Origin of the sequence: Ensifer sp. MJa1 (assembly GCF_037026475.1) — a bacterium.
Lineage (GTDB): Bacteria > Pseudomonadota > Alphaproteobacteria > Rhizobiales > Rhizobiaceae > Ensifer.
The window spans coordinates 78,596-97,987 of sequence record NZ_JAKUMO010000014.1 but is presented as its reverse complement, the minus strand read 5'-3'; the positions used below and the strand labels follow the sequence as shown (position 1 = coordinate 97,987).

18 protein-coding genes are annotated in these 19,392 nt (G+C 62.1%); 8 read left to right on the top strand and 10 right to left on the bottom strand.

Going from position 1 to position 19,392, the window contains the following annotated elements:
* Positions 1-107: 107 nt before the first annotated feature.
* Entirely contained in the window at positions 108-1,019 is a 912-nt protein-coding gene (locus MKZ91_RS19170) for an extensin-like domain-containing protein (protein ID WP_336172656.1), read from the top strand.
* Between the two features lie 36 nt (positions 1,020-1,055).
* Here the strand turns inward: MKZ91_RS19170 and MKZ91_RS19165 are convergent, their stop codons facing one another.
* Positions 1,056-1,526 carry a thioesterase domain-containing protein gene (locus tag MKZ91_RS19165; protein WP_336172655.1) on the bottom strand — a complete coding sequence of 157 codons (471 nt, stop codon included), beginning with the start codon at positions 1,524-1,526 and terminating at the stop codon, positions 1,056-1,058.
* Between the two features lie 302 nt (positions 1,527-1,828).
* On the opposite strand from MKZ91_RS19165, the gene MKZ91_RS19160 reads away from it, so the two are divergent.
* Complete coding sequence (locus MKZ91_RS19160) at positions 1,829-2,335, top strand: DUF1993 domain-containing protein (protein ID WP_336172654.1); 507 nt, start codon at positions 1,829-1,831, stop codon at positions 2,333-2,335.
* 178 nt (positions 2,336-2,513) lie between these two features.
* On the opposite strand, the gene MKZ91_RS19155 is transcribed toward MKZ91_RS19160, so the two are convergent.
* From MKZ91_RS19155 to MKZ91_RS19120, 8 genes are all read right to left on the bottom strand, one after another.
* Positions 2,514-4,193 (bottom strand): formate--tetrahydrofolate ligase, encoded by a 1,680-nt coding sequence (locus MKZ91_RS19155; protein WP_336172653.1) that lies wholly within the window; start codon positions 4,191-4,193, stop codon positions 2,514-2,516.
* Between the two features lie 167 nt (positions 4,194-4,360).
* A complete protein-coding gene (locus MKZ91_RS19150) occupies positions 4,361-5,587 on the bottom strand; it encodes a DUF2333 family protein (RefSeq protein ID WP_336172652.1) in 1,227 nt (408 codons plus the stop codon).
* A gap of 3 nt (positions 5,588-5,590) precedes the next feature.
* Positions 5,591-6,880, bottom strand: a complete 1,290-nt coding sequence (locus tag MKZ91_RS19145) for a DUF6638 family protein (protein WP_336172651.1) — start codon at positions 6,878-6,880, stop codon at positions 5,591-5,593.
* Positions 6,881-6,896: 16 nt separating this feature from the next.
* Entirely contained in the window at positions 6,897-8,813 is a 1,917-nt protein-coding gene (locus MKZ91_RS19140; RefSeq protein ID WP_336172650.1) for an AAA family ATPase, read from the bottom strand.
* 2 nt (positions 8,814-8,815) lie between these two features.
* Positions 8,816-9,964, bottom strand: a complete 1,149-nt coding sequence (locus MKZ91_RS19135; protein WP_336172649.1) for a hypothetical protein — start codon at positions 9,962-9,964, stop codon at positions 8,816-8,818.
* 52 nt (positions 9,965-10,016) lie between these two features.
* Positions 10,017-11,105, bottom strand: coding sequence for a hypothetical protein (locus MKZ91_RS19130; RefSeq protein WP_336172648.1), 1,089 nt, complete (start codon positions 11,103-11,105; stop codon positions 10,017-10,019).
* A 221-nt stretch (positions 11,106-11,326) separates the two neighbouring features.
* Positions 11,327-11,713 carry a c-type cytochrome gene (locus tag MKZ91_RS19125; protein ID WP_336172647.1) on the bottom strand — a complete coding sequence of 129 codons (387 nt, stop codon included), beginning with the start codon at positions 11,711-11,713 and terminating at the stop codon, positions 11,327-11,329.
* Between the two features lie 76 nt (positions 11,714-11,789).
* On the bottom strand, positions 11,790-12,377 hold the full coding sequence (locus MKZ91_RS19120; RefSeq protein ID WP_336172646.1) for a thymidine kinase: 588 nt from the start codon (positions 12,375-12,377) through the stop codon (positions 11,790-11,792).
* A 248-nt stretch (positions 12,378-12,625) separates the two neighbouring features.
* Between MKZ91_RS19120 and MKZ91_RS19115 the strand changes: the two genes are divergently transcribed.
* From MKZ91_RS19115 to MKZ91_RS19090, 6 genes are all read left to right on the top strand, one after another.
* Positions 12,626-13,582, top strand: a complete 957-nt coding sequence (locus MKZ91_RS19115; RefSeq protein WP_336172645.1) for a choline ABC transporter substrate-binding protein — start codon at positions 12,626-12,628, stop codon at positions 13,580-13,582.
* 82 nt (positions 13,583-13,664) lie between these two features.
* Positions 13,665-14,510, top strand: coding sequence for a choline ABC transporter permease subunit (gene choW, locus MKZ91_RS19110; RefSeq protein ID WP_336172644.1), 846 nt, complete (start codon positions 13,665-13,667; stop codon positions 14,508-14,510).
* A complete protein-coding gene (choV, locus tag MKZ91_RS19105) occupies positions 14,507-15,556 on the top strand; it encodes a choline ABC transporter ATP-binding protein (protein ID WP_336172643.1) in 1,050 nt (349 codons plus the stop codon). Before choW ends, choV begins: the two co-directional genes overlap by 4 nt.
* A 96-nt stretch (positions 15,557-15,652) precedes the next feature.
* Positions 15,653-16,396, top strand: a complete 744-nt coding sequence (locus MKZ91_RS19100) for a HugZ family pyridoxamine 5'-phosphate oxidase (protein WP_336172642.1) — start codon at positions 15,653-15,655, stop codon at positions 16,394-16,396.
* A 119-nt stretch (positions 16,397-16,515) separates the two neighbouring features.
* Entirely contained in the window at positions 16,516-16,857 is a 342-nt protein-coding gene (locus MKZ91_RS19095; protein WP_336172641.1) for an ArsR/SmtB family transcription factor, read from the top strand.
* Positions 16,858-17,060: 203 nt separating this feature from the next.
* Positions 17,061-18,110, top strand: a complete 1,050-nt coding sequence (locus tag MKZ91_RS19090; RefSeq protein ID WP_336172640.1) for a Gfo/Idh/MocA family protein — start codon at positions 17,061-17,063, stop codon at positions 18,108-18,110.
* Positions 18,111-18,152: 42 nt separating this feature from the next.
* Here the strand turns inward: MKZ91_RS19090 and MKZ91_RS19085 are convergent, their stop codons facing one another.
* Positions 18,153-19,241 (bottom strand): Gfo/Idh/MocA family protein, encoded by a 1,089-nt coding sequence (locus MKZ91_RS19085; RefSeq protein WP_442892316.1) that lies wholly within the window; start codon positions 19,239-19,241, stop codon positions 18,153-18,155.
* Positions 19,242-19,392: the final 151 nt, after the last annotated feature.

The window sequence follows — 19,392 nt, the reverse complement described above, 5'->3', positions numbered from 1 at the left end:
GCGTTGCCGAACTGCAACGTTTCTCTGCTTAAAGCGATGAAACCAGATCCGATCCCGTGCGTTCCCTTGGCGCGAGTCCGTCTCGCGAAAGATGCGAAAGGAACCGGATGCGCCGCACTATTCCCTTGATTCTGCTGTTTTCTCTGGTGCTTGCCGGCGCAAGCCTGCCGAAATCCGGCCCTATCCCAACAACAAAGCCGCCAACGCACACGGGCACGCAGACGGCTGTTCCGACACCCGAAGCCAAGCCGGAGACATCAGGCGAGGAGACCGGGAGCGGAAAGGTGCAGCGCCAACCGCAGCAGGAGGGCACGCAGTCCGTTCCCGAGGAAAAACCGGGCGAAAAGGATGAGCCACCCAAGGGGGACGATCAAAAGCCAGCGACGGACGCAAAGGACCGGCAAGAGGACGACAAGGCGAAAGACGCGCCGGTTATCTATCCGCCCGTCGAAAGTGAAAATGCTACCGAGTACGCCAAATGTCTCTCGGACCTCAAATCCCTTGGCGCAAGCTTCAGCGAAGCCAAGCGCGTCGATGACGGCAAGGGCTGCGGCATCGACAAACCGCTCGACGTCACGTCCATCCTTCCGGACGTCGAGCTGTCGCCCAAGGGATTGATGCGCTGCGAGACAGCGCTGGCGCTCGCCCGGTGGACGAAGGAAGCCGTTCAGCCGGCGGCCGAAGTCGCCTTCGACAGAAACGTGAAAATCAAGGCGCTGAACCAGGCGTCGACCTATGTCTGCCGCCTGCGCAACAATGCGACGACTGGCAAGATCTCCGAGCATGCCCACGGCAACGCCGTGGACATCGCCTCTTTCACCTTGAGCAACAAGACGACGATCGCCATCCAGCCACGCGATGAGGACGGATCCATGGACGGTGCCTTTCAGCGCGCCGTCACCGCCACCGCCTGCCTCTATTTCAGGACCGTGCTCGACCCGGGCAGTGATGCTGCGCATGAGACGCACCTGCATCTCGACGTCATCGATCGCCGCAACGACTATCGCTACTGCCGCTAGGGTCGGGCCAGAAAGCGCAGGGTGCCCGTCCTTCTCCTACGCCGCGTTGTTCCCGGAGGTGCTGTCGTTAGTAAGGGCGACGAACTCACCTTCGAAGTGGCCGGCGACGGCGTCGCCATCAAGCAGGTCGGCCTTAACCACGGCCCGCGCCCTGCCCCGCCTTTCCAGCATCCGCAGGAAGCCTGGCCACAATTCGGCATTTGCCAGTGACGAACGCGCAGCAAAGGCACCGGCAACGGGTTTGAGATAGTCCATTCGGTTGCTCTGGATCACCAGGCGCGCCTTGACGCCGCTTGCCCGTAACCGCACATGCAGAAGCGACCACGCAGACAGGATCGAGAGCGCCGAAGCGCTGCCACCGAACACCGTTTCGCGATGATTGATGTTCGGCGGCAAGGGCGCAGAAAGCCGCACGCTTTCCTCGGTTACCATTTCCACATGGACCTGCATCGCCGCCGACAGCGGAATATGGGCGTGAAGATAGGCCTGCAGGTCCTGTGGTGTCATGGCGGCATCCGTCGGCGTTTCTGTGCCAGTCGATCAGTGCACGAGATCGGTCGTTCCCGCCAGAGCCGCAAGAGGCGCCCGGAACCTTACTTGCCGAAAAAGATAGCGGCCGGGCCGCCTTGCAGGCGCGCCGCGCGGTCCCCAAATACGGCCGCAACGAAAAGTCCACCCGATTTGCGCCGGGAACATTTCCCTGTTTCACTGGCAGGATAAAATGCTCCAACGCTTTGAAATCCGGCACCTTCGGATGGACGCCCGTTATCGACATCTTCCCGGACCTGCGCCGTAAAAGGAAAACGACCATGGCATTGACGATTTATCAGCTCACCGTCCCCGCCTTCATTCAAGGCTTCGGCGTGCTCGGCAAACTGCTCGACAAGGCGGAAGCCTTTGCCAGCGAAAAGGGCATCGCTCTTGACGAACTCGTCAATGCCCGGCTGGCACCGGACATGCTGACGCTTGCCGGCCAGGTGCAGCGCGTCAGCGACACCAGCAAGGGCGCCATCGGCCGGCTGACCTCAATCGAGGTACCGCGGTTCCCGGATGAGGAGAAGACCTTCGCCGATCTGCGCGAACGCATCGCCAAGACCGTCGCATTCCTGGAGACGGTACAGCCCACGGATCTTGAAGACAGCGGCAGCCGCGAAGTCACCTTGAATTTCCCGACGCTGAAGGTGACCTTCTCCGGCGAGGAGTATCTTTCGAAATTCGTACTGCCGAACTTCTACTTCCACCTGACGACGGCCTACGACATCCTTCGCCACAAGGGTGTGCCCGTCGGCAAGGCTGATTTCCTCAGCCTTGCCTGATCACTGACGCATGTCGCGCAAAACCGCGCAGCGCTTTGCGGTCACGATGTGGGAAAAATCAAATGCTTGAGGCGCCAAGAGCGAACCTGAAGGATCGCGACGCGCCTTAAGGACGCGATCCGACAACGACAAGAGCCGCGCCGTCAACGGCGCGCTTTTCGTTTATAGTGCTGTGCCGCTAGAACAGCCCCTCGATATAGCCTTGTTCGTTGAGGAAGATCTTCTCCGACGAAGGTACTTTCGGCAGCCCCGGCATGGTCATGATCTCGCCGGTGATGACGACGATGAAGCCGGCGCCGGCGGCAAGCCGCACCTCGCGGATCGGCACCGCATGACCGCTCGGCGCCCCGCGCAGGTTGGGATCGGTCGAAAACGAGTACTGCGTCTTCGCCATGCAGATCGGCAGGCGGCCATAGCCCTGCTCCTCCCAGGTGCGCAACTGGTCGCGCACCGTCTTGTCGGCGATCACCTCGCTCGCATGGTAGATATCCTTGGCGATCGTCTCGATCTTGTGGAAGAGCGGCATGTCGTCGGGATAGAGCGGCGAGAACTGCGAGTGCCCGCCCTCGGCAAGGGCTGCCACCTTGCGCGCCAACTCCTCGATTCCCGCTGAGCCCTCGGCCCAATGCCGGCAGAGCACCGCCTCGGCACCGAGTGTGGCGACATAGTCCTTGATCGCCTGGATCTCCGCCTCGGTGTCGGAGGTGAAGTGGTTGATCGCGACGATCACGGGCACGCCGAACTTCTTCACATTCTGCACATGGCGGCCAAGGTTGGCGCAGCCCTTGCGCAGCGCCTCCAGGTTCTCGCGGCCAAGGTCGTCCTTCTTGACGCCACCATTCATCTTGATCGCTCGGACGGTGGCGACAAGTACCGCTGCGTCGGGCTTCAGCCCGGCCTTGCGGCACTTGATGTCGAAGAATTTTTCCGCTCCGAGATCGGCGCCGAAACCGGCTTCCGTCACCACGTAATCGGCAAGCTTCAGCGCCGTCGTCGTCGCAATCACCGAGTTGCAGCCATGGGCGATATTGGCGAAGGGGCCGCCATGGACGAAGGCGGGGTTGTTTTCGAGCGTCTGCACCAGGTTCGGCTGCATCGCATCCTTGAGCAGCACGGTCATCGCGCCATCGGCCTTGATGTCGCGGGCAAAGACCGGGCTCTTGTCGCGGCGATAGCCGATGATGATGTTGCCGAGCCGTTTTTCGAGGTCCTTCAGGTCCGTCGACAGGCAGAGGATCGCCATGACCTCCGACGCAACGGTGATGTCGAAGCCGGTCTCGCGCGGATAGCCGTTGGCCACGCCGCCGAGCGAGCCGACGATGCTGCGCAGCGCCCGGTCGTTCATGTCCATCACCCGCCGCCAGGCGATGCGGCGGATATCGATGTTCTGCTCGTTGCCCCAGTAGATGTGGTTGTCGATGAGTGCCGCGAGAAGATTGTGCGCCGAGGTGATCGCGTGAAAATCGCCGGTGAAGTGGAGGTTCATGTCCTCCATCGGCACCACCTGCGCATAACCGCCACCGGCGGCGCCGCCCTTGACGCCGAAACAGGGGCCGAGCGAGGCCTCGCGGATGCAGACGATCGCCTTCTTGCCAATGCGGTTGAGCCCGTCGCCGAGGCCGACCGTCGTCGTCGTCTTGCCTTCGCCGGCCGGTGTCGGATTGATCGCCGTCACCAGGATCAGGTGGCCGTTTTTCTTCTCGCGCTGGCGGGCGATGAAATCGGCGCCGATCTTCGCCTTGTCGTGGCCATAGGGCAGCAGGTCTTCAGCTGGAATGCCGAGCTTTGCCCCGATCTCCAGGATCGGCTTCTTCTTCGCGGCGCGCGCAATCTCGATATCGGACTTGACCTCTGTCATGGCATGTCCCCTCCCCAGGGTCTCGTTTTGCACCCACGCTTTCAAGCGCAGTTCGTGATGCCCGAGCGGGATGAGAAACGTGCCTGCGGCTTCCGTCCGCATTCCGCTCTAACTCAAAAGATCTGGCGGGCCGCCGCGATTGCGGCCGCCCGCCTTGCTGTTCTGCCTTAACGCGCCAGGATGTCGCGCATCTCGACGATGTTGGAACGCACCCTCAGCGTATAGAAGCCCATCGTCGCCAGGTGCGTCGGCATGATCCAGCCGGCTTCCTCGCCGTTGGAGATGATCCATGGCTGGATGCGCAGCGCCGCGCGCAGCTGCTTGATCGTCTCTGTCCAGATCGGCAGCAGGCCGCGCTGGGCAACGACATTGTCGAAGTCCGCACCGGCGGCCGAAAGGATGCCGTAATAGCCGTAAAGCTGGCCATAGGCGAACCAGAAGCGATCGTCGGCGCGCGTGTCGAACCAGCCGCCGTTGTGGTTTTCCGAGCGCTCGCGCAAGATCGCCGAGGTGTTGCCGAGATCGTTGGCCACACGGTCGAGGAACTCGACGAGGTTGTCAGACCGGCCGTCGAAGATCGCGTCGCACTTGCTGAGCGAGGCGTTGAAGGCGCGCAGATCCCTCATTGCCTGACGATAAAAGCTCGGCGTCGGCGTCTTCGGGCCGAACGGGTTAAGGCCGAAGTACCAGGTCTCCTCGTCGAACTGCATGTTGCCGCGCGCCCGCTGCAGGTCGTTATTGATGCCCGAGGTGCCACGCACGCGGCCGAGCGAATCGACCAGTTCCACCGAGGTCCGGCGGATCGCCTGGTTGACGCCGCGCTGGAACGACGCCTTGTTGTCGAGCCAGGGCGTGTCGTCCCAATCAAGCCCGAAGAAGCCGAGCTTGTAGAGCAGCATCGACGAGATCCAGGCGTTCTGATTGACGTTGAAATCAATGAGATCAGCCGTGACGTCGACGATCGCCGAGGTCTGGCAGACGGTGCCGGCCGGCAGTTGCACGGCGGCGAGCGCCTCCGGCGTCGATTCCATCGGCTGCGTCGCGACGCCCGCAAGGTTGCTGGCGGCGCCCTCGGTCGTCGCCTGCCCCGTGCTCGTCGCCCCCGGGCCGCTCATCGGCGAGCCGGCGGGAACCTTGCGTTCCGTAAGCTTGTAGCGATCGACATAGTCTTCGTTGAAATTCGTCCAGGCCTGGGTCTGCCAGATGAAGTAGCCATAGAACAGCATCAGCCCGAGCAGGATGATGCCGATCGGCCCCTTGATGATCCAGCTGCGCTGCCGGTACCAGCTACCTGCTGCCACGAAGGGCCAGAGCAGCCAGGCAACCACGAGCCCGATGCCGCGGCCGATCGCGGTAAAGACACGCTGGAAAAACGCAACGATCGGGTCGAACATGTCCTATTCCTCTCTGAGCCCGTAGAGCTTGTGGCGGAAGGCCGCCTTGTCCTTGAGATATGTGCCGGTCAGCGACACCACAACATATTCCTTGAAGCCTTCGCTGTAGCGCTCGTAGGCGTCGTAGAAGCCTTGCTTGTCGAAGACGAAGCGCGAAACGAAGTCACGGGGAACGAGCTGGGATATCAGCCGGTTGACCAACCATTGGTCCGGATGGGTCGGGGCTGCACGCACCAGCATGAATCGGTTCGCCGGTGCCACGTCCTGCATCCGGATCGTGCCGGTCGCCGCGACCGCGCGGATCATCTCCTGCAGGAACGGATAGGCCCCGTCCCTGGCGACCACAGCCGCGTTCCGGTGCATCCAGGTCTGCAGCCAGATCCGGTCGGCATTGGCAAGGTCCGCCATCGGATCCACCTCGTTGATCAGGCCGCGCACGATCATGTCGGCCCGATGCTGATAAAGGCCCGACTCCTCGACCCAGGACGCCTGCGGCAATTGCAGCCGCTTGGTCGAGGCGAGGAAGTCATAGATCCGCGCGTGGTCATTGAGCGCGATGTAGCTCACCTGCCAGGGCCGCGAGCGGCGGAAGCCGGGCACGGATGGGTCACAGATCACCGTCGTCGTCTTGTCGTCGAGGAAGACATAGACGCCACCAAAATGATTGGCCCAGAAGGCCTCATGGCGAAAGACCAGTTGATCCGGCACCAGTGCGTTCTGACGGATATCGCCCGTCAACTTGGCAAGCTCGACCATGCGGGTCAGCATCTCATCGTCGGCCCAGGCCGTCGGCACCTTTTTCAAACGGTCGACCAGTCCGCGCAGCTCTGCCGCCTTGCCGAGCATGTCCTCGGCCGAAAGCACACGGAAGCGCACCTCGTTGATTGACAGCAGATCGTCGATGTCGTCGACGATCGAAACCGAATCCTCGATCTCGCCGTAGAGCGCATCCTTGATCGTCACCGCATTGATCGCGCGGCTGTTGGCGTTGAAGAACTCGTGCATCAGCGCCGCGGTGTTGGAGAAGCTCGTGTGCACGCACGGCAACTCCGCCTGCTCGGGCGTCATGATGATGAAGCGGCGGTTGACCCGGTTCGGATCGAGATAGTCGCGATCGCCCAGTTCCTCGGCGATTTCGGGCGAAAACCCGGTCATGTCGATGCTGAACTGCATCAACGCCGTCGGCCGCAGACCAAAGCCTTCGAGCGCCTTGTTGTAGCGCGCGATCAGGTGCGGCTCGGAGATATCGAGCAGCCGTCCATAGATCAGTTCCGCTTCCAGCAGGCGTTTCATCGGTCAGCTCTTTCCATCACCCCTGCCACCGGCCGTCGCGTTTCATCGCCTCGATCTCGCGGATCGCCTTTTCGCGCTGGCGTTCACGGCGGATGATGTCGGTGACGGCGGCATCGTCTGATTTGTCGGTGTAGCGGAACTCGCTGTCGGCGTAGCGGTTGATCTCCTGCAGTACCATGTCGATGGTGATCGGGCCGCGTAGCGCCTCGATCATCGCCTTCTTCTCGTCGTAGCCCTTGTGCATGAAGGAGCCGGCGTCCTTGAACCAGTCATCCGGCAACTCGACGTCCATTGCTCTCAGCTTGATCGCATCGGTGATGTTCTTGATCGCCCGGCCGGTAAAGCGCGGTTCCGCCGCCTTGATCATGTGCAGATAAGCGCCGACATCGGCGAGCGAGGCGATCGCCCCCTTCTCCTTTTCGTAGCGCTCCCAGACGGCGACAAGCCCGTCCTCCTTCGGCCGCGCGTGCTCGGCATAGGACTGGGCGACCGCGCGCTTGATCTCCTGGCCCTCGAACAGCTGGTGTTCGCCAAGCGGGATCTTGTGGTTCTTGCCGACGAGCAGCGCGAAAATGTCGATATAGTCGTCTTCGGTCTGTGGCCCATCCACCAGCCAGCGGGCACCGGCGCGCTGGCGCAACGCATCATCGACATTCTCAGGGTAGTTGGAGAACATGCCGAAGGTGCAATTGCCGCGCACCACCGTCGAGGCGCCAGCAAAGCTCTCCATCAGCACCGCCGTCACCTCGTGCTGGCCGGCAGACGCGCGATCGTCGGAGCGCTTGGCCGCCACCTGGTCGACATCGTCGATCGTGCCGAAGCCGATGGCGCGCGGATTGATGACGTTGTTGACGAACTCCTTGCAGTTCTGGCCGGACTTGCCCTGGTAGGAGGAGATCTGGTCGACGCCGAAATTCTCGTAGTGGAAGGCGTAGCCGGCGATCTCGCAATAGTCGTTGAGCATGCCGGCAAGCATCTGGATCAGGATCGTCTTGCCGGTGCCCGGCATGCCGTCACCGATGAAGGTGAAGAGAAAGCCACCAAGCTCGACGAAGGGGTTCATCTGCCGGTCGAAGTCGTAGGCCATCAGCATCTTGGCAAGCTTCAGCGCCTGGTACTTGGCGATGTGGTTACCGATGATTTCTTCCGGCTTCTTGAAGGTCATCACCAGGGGTTTACGCTTCTGGCCGGGCGCGACGTCGAAGCCATTGAGGGTAAAATCGTCCTGGTCGAGCCGGATATGCACATTCTCGAAGCTCTGCAGTCCGGTAAAGCGTGCCTTGCGCGCAATCAGCCCCTCGATCGCCACGCGCGAAAAGGCACGCGCCCGGGCGGTCAGCGCCAGATCGTCAGCCGCGCCGGCAATGCTGCGGTCGAGCGCCGCAACAAGGCTCTTCAACGCATCCTGCGGCGTGTCGAACAGGAAGTCGGGCTCGACAGCATCGTCCACCGGCTCGCCTTCGCCTGCGAGCGTCGAGCCGAGATAGGCGGCCAGCGTGAAGGCGGCGACATAGGAGGACGTCGAAAGCAGTGCCTTGAACTGGTTCGCCTCGTCTCCGGCCAGCGGCGATGTCGCGTTTTTCGCCTGCAGCTGCTCGAGGCTCGTCTGGCGAGAAAAGACGTCAGCGACGGCAAGCGCCACCTGGATGCCACGGCGGGTACGATAGAGCGCGGCGTGCTGCGCCGGCGACAACATCGGATCGCCCTGGCGCACGGCCTGGATGGTCTTGGTCAGCTCGACCTCGCGCGTGCGGCGCTGGCCGCCGGTCGACACCGTCGAGACGAAGCGGCGGCCGGTTCCGGCAAGCGTCGTGCCCGGGGAAGCGTCCTCTCGCTCCAGGATGATGAGCTTGGTCACCAGCCCCTGCGCCACCGCCTGATGCTTGGCAATGTCGTCCTCGTGCAGTGTCGTCAGCCCTGTGTTGAGTGTCATCGTCAAACCTCGCTCACGACCTGGTTGCCGGAAATGACGTGGACCTTGTAGTCGCCAAACACCTGTTCCGCCTCGCCCGCCGCATAGAGCGCCTGATAGGCGTCATGCGGCACCAGCGCGTGCTTCTCGTAGGAAGAGACACCCATGCGCGTCGCCTCCAGGTTGGCGGTGTCGATGTGGAACTCTTCCTGCGCCGGCGTCGATGACCAGAAGCCGCGCTTGGCCGGGCGCTCCGACTTCGAGAAGACCTCCTGCACCGTCCAGGTCAGAAGCCAGGCGTTCTCGGTTTTCCGCACCTTGGAGAGGATATCGTTGATGCGCGCATTGTTCTCGGTGATGCCGGCCGAATAGAAGGGACCGAGCACGATCCGGCGCAGCTGCTTCGGGTGCAGCTCGGCGAAATCCTTGTCGAGATTGGTGGCGATCGTCACCGGCGTCAGCGAGTAGCTGCTGTTTTTCGAGGCAAAATCGTCGAAACGGCTGGCAAGCTCCGGATTGAGCAGGCCGCCAACCGGCAATGGGATCTCGACCTGCGGGTTGAGCTTGCCGTCCTCGGTCACCAGCGTTTCCACGATCTTCTCCGAGGAGTCCTCGATCGTCGCCATGTAGACCATCGGCAGGGTATTGGCGCCGTCGAAGGCGCCCCAGCTCACCACGTAATAGGGTCGCATCGTCTTGGAATTGACGGCGACGCGGATCGTCTCCGGCAGGATGAAAGGCGAGAAGATCTCGCCCTTGCCGATCTGTTCCAAATAGAGCCGTTCGGCCATGCGCGCCTGCAGCGCCTCGGGAAACGCCTTCTGGCGCAGGATGAAATCGACCATCTCATCGCGCAGCGCGTCCGCCGAAGGTATATCGGCCAGGCGTTTGGCAGCCGTCTGGCGGTCGTTTTCCAGCTCCAGCACGTTCTGATAAACCGGAAAACCGCTTTCGGCCCGCGAGATCCGGAACTGATCGACGAAGCCGATGCGGTTTTCCCAGCAGTCGATCGAGGCCTTGAGCCTCGACAGATAGGGAACGATCACTTCGCCGACGACAGTGTTGCGATAGAGCGGCGAGTTGCGGTCGCCGAGGAAGAGTTCGAGCCCGGCGAGCGCGGCGTGGATCGACGCGAAATACTGTGCGACAGCGGATGAAGCCGCGACCTTCATGCAAATCCCCGTGGCGCGTGCCGGACGTCGGTTCGGATCATGCGCCGTCCGATCACTGCTTCACGTAGTTGGCAGTGTTGTGTTTATCCATCACCGACTGGAAGCGGCGGGCAAAGGCGTCGTCGGCAAGCTTCTTGCGGCGCTGGATATCCTGGGTCGAAAGCATGTTCTTTTCATGCATCTCGAGGAGATCGCCGATGTGACGCTGCGCGGCAGCACCGATGCCGGCCATCGTCTCTTCGGCCGCCGTATCGACCTGGCTGCCGAGCGTGTTGATCTTGTGGGCAACATCCTGCTGGGCGGCCGTCTTCAGCGAATCCTCCAGCGCCTTGTAGAGCACGATGCGCTGCTCGGTATCGATCGTCAGCTTGTTGATCAGGGTGTTTTGCGCCGCGATCTGGTTGTTGAGCGAATCGACAAAGGTCTGGAACATCGAGGTGTAGCGCTCAAGCGTCTGGCTCTCGGCCAGCAACTCCTGCTCCTTGGCCTGCTTTTCGTTGTACTCGGTGGCAAGTGCGGAGCGCTCACCTTCAAGTTCGGTGCGCACCTTCTGCTCGGTCGAGGCCGCGATACGGTTCTCGATGTCGAGCAAGAGCGGGTTCAGCTCCTCGATACGCTTCTGTACCGCTTCGAGGTTCACCATCGTGCCCTTGCGGCGCTCGATCACCTGGATCAGGCTCTGTTCCGAGGTCTTGTAGCGCTGGTCGAGGATCGACTTCTGTTCCTTGAGGATGCCGACGATCATGTCGGACTTCGACAAGAGCTCCTGCAGATTGCCGGCAAGCGACATGTTGCGCACCCGGTCGGTGCGCATGCGCTGCATCTTCTGCTTGGAGAACATGCCGATGAACTTCTCGTAGCCCGTATAGCTCTTCATGCTCTCGAACTCGGAACCGAAGACATTGGTCGCGTCTTCCAGACCGATGATCAGGTCGGCGATGTTGGCTTCCATCACCTTCTGTTGGTTGAGCACGTCCTGGATGCGGGCATTCTCGATGTCGAAGTTGACATCGCCGAGTTTGGTCTCGGCCTTGGCGAACTGCTCCAGCACGACGCCGGACTGCTCGAGCTTGCCGCGCATCTGCTCGACAACGTTTTTGGTCTTCTCGATCTCCGCGTCAAAATTCTGAAGAGTCGCCATGTCTTCCCCCTCGATCCACCGTGGCAGGATCCGCCAGCACGGCCGAATTATTCAGCCTTCGATTGCAGGTATATAAAGGGTGTTTACAGCAATAGAACAAGCCTTTCCCGGCGGCTTTTTTGATCAGCCACCCAGGCGAAGTGCTTGAGTTTTCGAAGGCATTGCCCGGCTGAGTTCCAGGAAAAGTGTGAAACGGATTGCCGTCCGCCGTCGTGTCGTGCCTATTTGGCGGCGGGTGGCGACTTGAGATAGGCAATGACGTCGGCGATGTCCTGCGGCTTCTTGAGTCCGGGGAACGTCATCTTCGTGCCGCCGACCATTGCCTTGGGGCTCAAGAGATACTCGCTGAGCGTCGCCTCGTCCCAGACATGGCCCTCGGCGCCAAAGGCAATCATCGCATCCGAATAGCTGTAGCCGGCAACCGACGCTGCCTGGCGACCGACGACGCCCATCAGGCTCGGCCCGACGCGATTGACCGGTTCGCTCGCCGTGTGGCAGGCGGCGCATTTGCGAAACACCGCCGCCCCTGCCGCTGCATCGCCGCCGGCGTGCGCCACCGGGGCGCCGAGACAGAGACCGAGGAAAAGACTGGCAGCCAGACGTGACATGAAAGACCTCTTGCGGGGGAAGACCGGACCAGACTTGCACTGCCAGTGCGGCAGTTTCAAGCGCCCGGGTAAAGCGCTACTCGCAGCGCATCTTGTCTTCCCAATGGCGCCGGCAATAGGAGACGTATTTCTCGTTGCCGCCAACGTCGATCTGGGCGCCTTCGCGCACGACCTTGCCGGCGCCGTCGAGGCGGACGACCATCGTCGCCTTGCGTCCGCAGTCGCAGATCGTGCGGACTTCGCGCAACTCGTCGGCAATGGCGAGCAGCGCCATCGATCCCGGGAACAGCTTGCCCTGGAAATCGGTCCTGAGGCCGTAGGCCATGACCGGAATACCGATCCGGTCGGCGACGCGGGCGAGTTGCCAGACCTGCCCTTCGTTGAGGAACTGCGCCTCGTCTACGAAGACGCAAGCGATCTCGCCGGAACCATCGGCATGCAGCTTTTCGATCAACCCATAGAGATCGTCGTCGCCGTGGAACGGGATGGCGTTCGCCGCAAGGCCGATGCGCGAGGAGATGCGTCCGACGCCGGCCCTGTCGTCATGGGCGGCGATCAGCATCACCACGCGCATGCCGCGCTCCTCGTAGTTGTAGGAGGCCTGCAGCAGCAACGTGCTCTTGCCCGCGTTCATTGTCGCATAGCTGAAATAGAGTTTCGCCATCTTCACCGCATCCGGTTTTCCGTCTCCCGGGTAATGACGAGGCTTGGCCCGGAAGGCCAGAGCGCGTTTGCGACACCCACAGTTTTTCGCCGGAACAGGCCATTTCGTGGACATTGCGACATTCAGCGTCGCATCGTGCACCCCGTAACCGTATTGACGCAATACACTTCCTTCGACATCAAAGCGCTTGAATTCGCTATCCAATGGTGTTTGGCTAAAACAATAATAGAGGCAGGGGAACGACAACGATGAAAAAAGGACTCTCTCTCAAACTGATGCTGGTGGGCGCCGTTTCGGTCCTCGCCATGTCCGCTCAGCAGGCTGCAGCTGCCGAGCCGGAAAGCTGTGGCACCGTCCGCTTCTCCGATGTCGGATGGACGGACATCACTGCAACCACCGCAACGGTCTCGACCGTTCTCAAGGGCCTCGGCTACCAGACCGACATCAAGGTTCTCTCGGTTCCGGTCACCTACACCTCGCTCAAGAACAAAGACATCGACGTCTTCCTCGGCAACTGGATGCCGACCCAGGAAAATGACGTTCGCCCCTATCTCGACGACAAGTCGGTCGAATCCTTCGGCCCGAACCTGGTCGGCGCCAAGTATACGCTTGCGACCAACGCCAAGGGTGCAGAACTCGGCATCAAGGACTTCAAGGACATCGCGACGAAGAAGTCCGAACTCGACAGCAAGATCTACGGTATCGAGCCCGGCAATGACGGCAACCGCCTGATCATCGACATGGTCGACAAGGACACCTTCGGCCTCAAGGGCTTCGAGGTAGTCGAATCCTCCGAGCAGGGCATGCTGGCGCAGGTCGCACGCGCCGAAAAGGATGGCGCGCCGATCGTCTTCCTCGGATGGGAACCGCATCCGATGAACGCCAACTTCAAGCTGACCTATCTCGCCGGCGGCGATGACATCTTCGGCGCCAATTTCGGCGGCGCGGAAGTCTTCACCAACGTGCGTGCGGGCTACACCACCGAGTGCCCGAATGTCGGCAAGCTGCTGACCAACCTCAAGTTCTCGCTCCAGATGGAAAACGAGATCATGGGCAAGATCCTGAACGACGGGCAGGAGCCGGACAAGGCGGCGGAAGAGTGGCTGAAGGCCAATCCGGGCGCAATCGATCCGTGGCTGGCCGGTGTGACCGCCAAGGACGGCGGCGATGGCCTTGCCGCAGTCAAGGCCGCGCTCGGCCTCTGATCGGCAGAAGGCGGGGAAAAGCCCCGCCTTTTTTCACCGCGTCACGCGCTCCTTTTTGACCTGACGAAACGGATTTACCTTCGTGGAATATCTGACCGATAACCGCATCCCCATTGGGGGCTGGGCCAAGGCGTTCGTCGACTGGCTGACGACGAATTTCGAGTTCTTCTTCGACCAACTCGCCCGCTTTCTGCAGGCCGTCGCCGACTCGTTGCTTTGGGTGCTTTATGCGCCGCACCCGCTGATCGTAGTCGCCGTTATCACCGGGCTCGCCTGGTGGTTCCGTCGCTCGATCGGCGTCACGCTGTTTACCGGCCTTGGCCTGCTGCTGATCATCAACCAGGGCTACTGGAAGGAAACGACGGAAACGCTGGCCCTGGTGCTCGCCGCCACCGCCGTCAGCATGGCCGTTGGCGTTCCGCTCGGAATTGCCGCCGCCCGCCGCCCTTGGGTCTATGCCGTCATGCGGCCGATCCTCGACCTGATGCAGACGATCCCGACCTTCGTCTACCTGATCCCGGCGCTGATCCTCTTCGGCCTCGGCATGGTTCCGGGCCTGATCGCCACCGTGATCTTCGCCATCCCCGCCCCCATCCGCTTGACACGACTTGGCATCATCTCGACGCCACCGTCGCTGGTCGAGGCGGCCCAGGCCTTCGGCGCGACACCCGCCCAGGTGCTGCGCAAGGTGGAACTGCCTTTCGCCATGCCGCAGATCATGGCCGGCCTCACCCAGACGATCATGCTGTCGCTGTCGATGGTGGTCATCGCAGCACTCGTCGGCGCCAGCGGCCTTGGCGTTCCGGTCGTGAGAGCGTTGAACACGGTCAACATCGCCAAGGGCTTTGAAGCGGGCCTGTGCATCGTCATCCTGGCGATCATCCTCGACCGCCTTTTCCGCTCGTCCGACGAAGGAGAAGGCGCATGACCAACGCTGTCGTATTCAAGAACGTCGACATCATCTTCGGCAACAACCCGCAAGTCGCGCTGCAGATGGTCGACCAGGGCAAGACCCGCGACGAGATCGGTGCCGAAACCGGCCTCGTGCTCGGCGTCGCCGGCGCCTCGCTCGAAATCACCGAGGGCGAGATCCTGGTGTTGATGGGGCTTTCGGGCTCCGGCAAATCGACGCTGCTTCGCGCCGTCAACGGCCTCGCCCCTGTGGTGCGCGGCGATGTCGAGGTGAAGACGTCGAACGGGGCGCTCAACCCCTATCGGACCAATGCGAAGTCGCTGCGCGACTTCCGCATGCATACGGTGTCGATGGTGTTCCAGCAGTTCGCGCTGCTGCCCTGGCGCACCGTCGCCGACAATGTCGGCTTCGGGCTCGAACTTGCCGGCATGCCGGATGCGGAGCGCAAGGCGCGGGTCGGCGAACAGCTCGACCTCGTCAACCTGACGAAATGGGCCGGCCGCAAGGTCAACGAGCTCTCGGGCGGCATGCAGCAACGCGTCGGCCTTGCCCGCGCCTTTGCCACCGGCGCGCCAATCCTGTTGATGGACGAGCCGTTCTCCGCACTCGATCCGCTGATCCGCACCCGTCTGCAGGACGAACTGCTCGAGTTCCAGCGGCGGCTGAAGAAGACCATCATCTTCGTCAGCCACGATCTCGACGAGGCCTTCCGCATCGGCAATCGCATCGCCATCATGGAGGGCGGACGCATCATCCAGTGCGGCACACCGCAGGATATCGTCAAGAATCCGGCCAACCAGTATGTCGCCGATTTCGTCCAGCACATGAACCCGATCACCATGCTCACGGCCAAGGACGTGATGCAGACCGGCGTCCAGCGCGGCGTAACGGTTGCGGGTGTCACGGCAACGGCAAAGCCGACGACACCGCTCGTCGACATTCTCGACGCCATGTCGCGCCAGCCGGGCAGCATCGGGGTCGTCGACAACGGTTCCGTCGTCGGCACCATCGATGCCCAGGATATCGTGCAAGGCTTGACCCGCCACCGCAACAAAAGTTGACGAACCCGCTCAACAAGCCAATAAAAGCCCGGACGACCGCTCCGGGCTTTTTTCATTGCGGAGCGGTGATAGCATGGCAGGAAAGGTTCCAAGGACATGAGCGACAAGCCGAGCGTATTGCGCGACACCGATGACGAGGCCCGCACCCTCGCCCGCATCCTCCTGCGCGGCGCCCGCAGCGCCTCGCTCGCGGCGATCGAGCCTGACAGTGGTGGCTTTCCCTTCGTCAGCCGCGTGCTCGTCGGCATGGATGTCGACGGCGTGCCGGTCATCCTGATCTCCAGGCTTTCCACCCACACCCAGGCGCTGCTGGCCGATAACCGCGCCTCGCTTTTGACCGGCGAGCCCGGCAAGGGCGATCCCCTCGCCCACCCTCGTCTCACCGTGCAATGCACTGCCGAGCAGGTCGCCCGCGACAGCGAGGACCATGTCCGGATCCGCGAGCGATTCGTTCGTCGCCACCCCAAGTCGAAGCTTTATGTCGATTTTCCCGATTTCGGCTTCTTTCGCCTGACGCCACTCCGCGCCAGCCTTAACGGCGGCTTCGGCCGCGCATACGTCCTGACCGCGGAAGACCTCGTCATCGACACGCCCGCCATCGCATCGCTCGCCGCCATGGAAGCGAGCGCGATCGAGCACATGAATTCGGATCACTCCAGCGCCGTTCAGCACTATGCCGTCAAGCTCTTGAACGCGCCGGAAGGAAACTGGAAGATCGTCGGCATCGACGCGGCCGGTCTTGATCTCGCCGACGGCGACCGGTTGAAAAGGCTGGAATTCCCTGCCCTAATCGAAGACAGTTCCAATTTACGGGCAATTTTGCGTGAACTTAACGGTTAAACGGCGGAAAGCTACCCCCATTTCTTGCAGTAGGTGGTTGCCCTTTTATGCATCACGACTAATTATCGTGCTTCGTCAACCATAACTACGTGTGATGTAATTTTCGCATGGAGCACGCAATGCAGCCACTTTCGCCTGAAAAACACGATGAAGCCGAGGTAGCAGCCGGTTTCCTCTCGGCCATGGCAAACCCTAAGCGCCTTCTCATCCTCGATTCCCTCGTCAAGGAAGAGATGGCAGTCGGCGCATTGGCCAACAAGGTTGGGCTGAGCCAGTCGGCTCTCTCCCAGCATCTCTCTAAGCTCCGTGCCCAGAATCTCGTCAGCACCCGTCGCGACGCGCAGACGATCTACTATTCGAGCTCATCCGACGCGGTCATGCGCATTCTTGGCACGCTCAACGAAATCTACGGCGACGAACCCGCCTCCGCAGAAAAGACTCCGGTCCGCAAGTCGGCCTGATTTTTCGGTTCGCTTCGCGGACCCGTTCGAACAGCCCCACTCGAGAAATCGCGCGGGGCTTATTCTTTTTGGGCATTGCGCGCCGTTGCCCGAAGGAAGCCGAACGCCTTGGTGCCGGTGCCTGCCTTGCGTTTACCGGGCCTTGAGACTTCCACGGCACGATGCACGGCAATCAGAACCAGCCGAGCAGCGGACATCAGGGAATGCGTGACAGGGTCCGTTGGGGCATCGCCGGCACCGGCACAATCGCAAGCAGCTTTGCCTCGGATTTCCAGTTTGCCGGCAATTCGCGCCTTGTCGCCGTCTCTTCCCGCAGTGCGGCGACAGCTGAAGCCTTTGCGCATCGCTTTGGCGACATCCGCCGCTATCAGGATATCGCTGCACTCGCTGCGGCCTCGGACATCGACGCGGTCTATATCGCCTCCCCCAATGCGCTCCATCGCGAGCACGCGGCCACCGTGCTGGCCGCCGGCAAGGCAGTACTGGTTGAAAAGCCGCTGACGACGACCGCGGCCGATGCGCGCCTGCTCGCGCAGGCAGCCGATGCCAGTGGCGCGTTCGCGATGGAGGCCTTGTGGACCTGTTTCCTCCCGGCGATCGCAAGGGTCCGCGAACTGCTCGCGGCGGAAGCGCTCGGCGCCATCCGGTCTGTCCGGGCGGAACTCGCCTATGCAAAGCCGTTCGAGGCCGGCAGCCGCTTTTTCGATCCAGCACTCGGCGGCGGATCCTTGCTCGACCTCGGGGTCTATCCGATCGCCCTCTGTCTCAATCTCTTCGGCACGCCGAATGCCGTCGACGGCCGCTGGTGGCGCGCGCCCACCGGCGTCGACCTGTCGGCGGAACTGAACCTCGACTACGGAAGTTTCGCGGCCCACCTCGCCTGCGGCTTCGACCGGAACGGAAGCAATCGCTTCATCATCGACGGCGATCTCGGCACGCTCGTCATCGACGCCCCGTTCCTGAAGGCAAACCGCCTGTTTGTCGCCACCGGCGGAGCGGCGCGCAAGCTTGTGGCATCGACCAGCCGACCAGGCGTGGCTGATGCCGTTTTCAAGGTTGCCCGCCGCCTGTGCCCGCCCGGGCTCAAGCGCATCGACCATGCATTTCCCGGAAACGGCCTGCAATTCGAGATCGAAGCCGCCAGCGCCGCCATCCTTGAGGGCCGGCGTAACCATGCGCTCATGCCACTTTCGCGCAGTATCGAGGCGCTGGAGATCATCGAGGCCGTTCGCGCCAAGCCACCCGTCGCTTGAGTATCGGCCGACGCTCGAAAACGCCTCGACGGCGCTCCTAGACTAGAGATCAAGCGGACGGTAGTCCCGCCAGCCGCCGTTGAGCGCAAGCACGACCTCCGTCAGATGCCGCGCCGTCGCACCGGAAAAGAACGGCACTTCACCGCCCGCAATCGCCTCCGCCTGAACGGCAATGCCGCGGACGAAATCGATCTGCGACGGAAAGGCCGGAAGCGCCGGCGCGGACGAAACCTTCGGGTAGCGCACCTTCGTGCCGGGATAGAGGCGCACCGGCAGCTTACGCCCAAGCTTCCACTCCAGCCAGTCGAGCCCTCGATGGGTCAACGAGCGTCTGGTGCCGAAGGCCTCGACGTGGATCGGCGAACGGTTGTCCCAGAGATCGCGAACGACGATCGTGCCCTTGTCGCCGATAACAGTCAGCGAGCGGTCGCGCGGCGCCGCAAGGCCGCAGGTAACGCGGGCGGTCACGCCCGAACGAAACGTGAGGCATCCGACGGAAAAGTCAGGGCCGAGCGACAGTGTCTCGGTTCCTGGCCCCTTATCCGGAAAGGTCAGGGCCGAAACTGCGCTGACCTCGGCAACCGGACCGAACAGAGAGACGAGCCAGCTTGCGGCATAGCCGGCATGTTCGAGCGTGCAGCCGACTTCGAACTCATGGACGCCGGGCCACTGCGCGCCAGAGCGGCTGCGCCAGGAACGCCAGTTCGCCTTGTACACCGGGCCGTCTTCCATTTCGGCATAGACCAGTCGCGGCGTGCCGATGGTCCCTGACGCAAGCAGGCTTGCACAGAGCGCCTGCGCGTCACTGAGGCCATTCGCCGGCGCGCCGGCAAGCACAAGTCCGCGCTCGGCGGCAAGCTCGACAAGTTCGCTCGCCTCGTCCACCGTCATCGCCAGCGGCTTCTCGCAATAGACGTGCTTGCCTGCGGAAAGGGCCGCTCGGTTGATCACGTAGTGACTTTCCGGCGTCGTCAGGTTGACGATGATCGTTACGGCCGGGTCGGCAAGCACCGCGTCCAGCGACGCATAGGCAGGAACCTTCCAGTAACGGGCGAAGGCGCTCAGCCGCTCGGGATCGCGATCCCAGACGCCGGCCAGTCGCAACTCCGGATGGTTGGCGAGCGTCGTCATGTAGTAGTCGGCGACGAAGCCGGTTCCGACAAAGGCTATCCCGGTCAAGCTACCTCCTAAAGCGTGTCGCGCAAAAGTGCGTAGCGGTTTTGCGATAACGACATGCGACAAATCAAAAACCGAACGCGCAAAGAGCGAATCTGAAGTTTCA

Bases quoted from the DNA above. Each gene is read 5' to 3' on its own strand.
- MKZ91_RS19170 (WP_336172656.1), top strand. From the start codon at position 108: ATGCGCCGCACTATTCCCTTGATTCTGCTGTTTTCTCTGGTGCTTGCC.
- MKZ91_RS19165 (WP_336172655.1), bottom strand. From the start codon at position 1,526: ATGACACCACAGGACCTGCAGGCCTATCTTCACGCCCATATTCCGCTG.
- MKZ91_RS19160 (WP_336172654.1), top strand. From the start codon at position 1,829: ATGGCATTGACGATTTATCAGCTCACCGTCCCCGCCTTCATTCAAGGC.
- MKZ91_RS19155 (WP_336172653.1), bottom strand. From the start codon at position 4,193: ATGACAGAGGTCAAGTCCGATATCGAGATTGCGCGCGCCGCGAAGAAG.
- MKZ91_RS19150 (WP_336172652.1), bottom strand. From the start codon at position 5,587: ATGTTCGACCCGATCGTTGCGTTTTTCCAGCGTGTCTTTACCGCGATC.
- MKZ91_RS19145 (WP_336172651.1), bottom strand. From the start codon at position 6,880: ATGAAACGCCTGCTGGAAGCGGAACTGATCTATGGACGGCTGCTCGAT.
- MKZ91_RS19140 (WP_336172650.1), bottom strand. From the start codon at position 8,813: ATGACACTCAACACAGGGCTGACGACACTGCACGAGGACGACATTGCC.
- MKZ91_RS19135 (WP_336172649.1), bottom strand. From the start codon at position 9,964: ATGAAGGTCGCGGCTTCATCCGCTGTCGCACAGTATTTCGCGTCGATC.
- MKZ91_RS19130 (WP_336172648.1), bottom strand. From the start codon at position 11,105: ATGGCGACTCTTCAGAATTTTGACGCGGAGATCGAGAAGACCAAAAAC.
- MKZ91_RS19125 (WP_336172647.1), bottom strand. From the start codon at position 11,713: ATGTCACGTCTGGCTGCCAGTCTTTTCCTCGGTCTCTGTCTCGGCGCC.
- MKZ91_RS19120 (WP_336172646.1), bottom strand. From the start codon at position 12,377: ATGGCGAAACTCTATTTCAGCTATGCGACAATGAACGCGGGCAAGAGC.
- MKZ91_RS19115 (WP_336172645.1), top strand. From the start codon at position 12,626: ATGAAAAAAGGACTCTCTCTCAAACTGATGCTGGTGGGCGCCGTTTCG.
- choV (WP_336172643.1), top strand. From the start codon at position 14,507: ATGACCAACGCTGTCGTATTCAAGAACGTCGACATCATCTTCGGCAAC.
- MKZ91_RS19100 (WP_336172642.1), top strand. From the start codon at position 15,653: ATGAGCGACAAGCCGAGCGTATTGCGCGACACCGATGACGAGGCCCGC.
- MKZ91_RS19095 (WP_336172641.1), top strand. From the start codon at position 16,516: ATGCAGCCACTTTCGCCTGAAAAACACGATGAAGCCGAGGTAGCAGCC.
- MKZ91_RS19090 (WP_336172640.1), top strand. From the start codon at position 17,061: ATGCGTGACAGGGTCCGTTGGGGCATCGCCGGCACCGGCACAATCGCA.
- MKZ91_RS19085 (WP_442892316.1), bottom strand. From the start codon at position 19,241: ATGACGACGCTCGCCAACCATCCGGAGTTGCGACTGGCCGGCGTCTGG.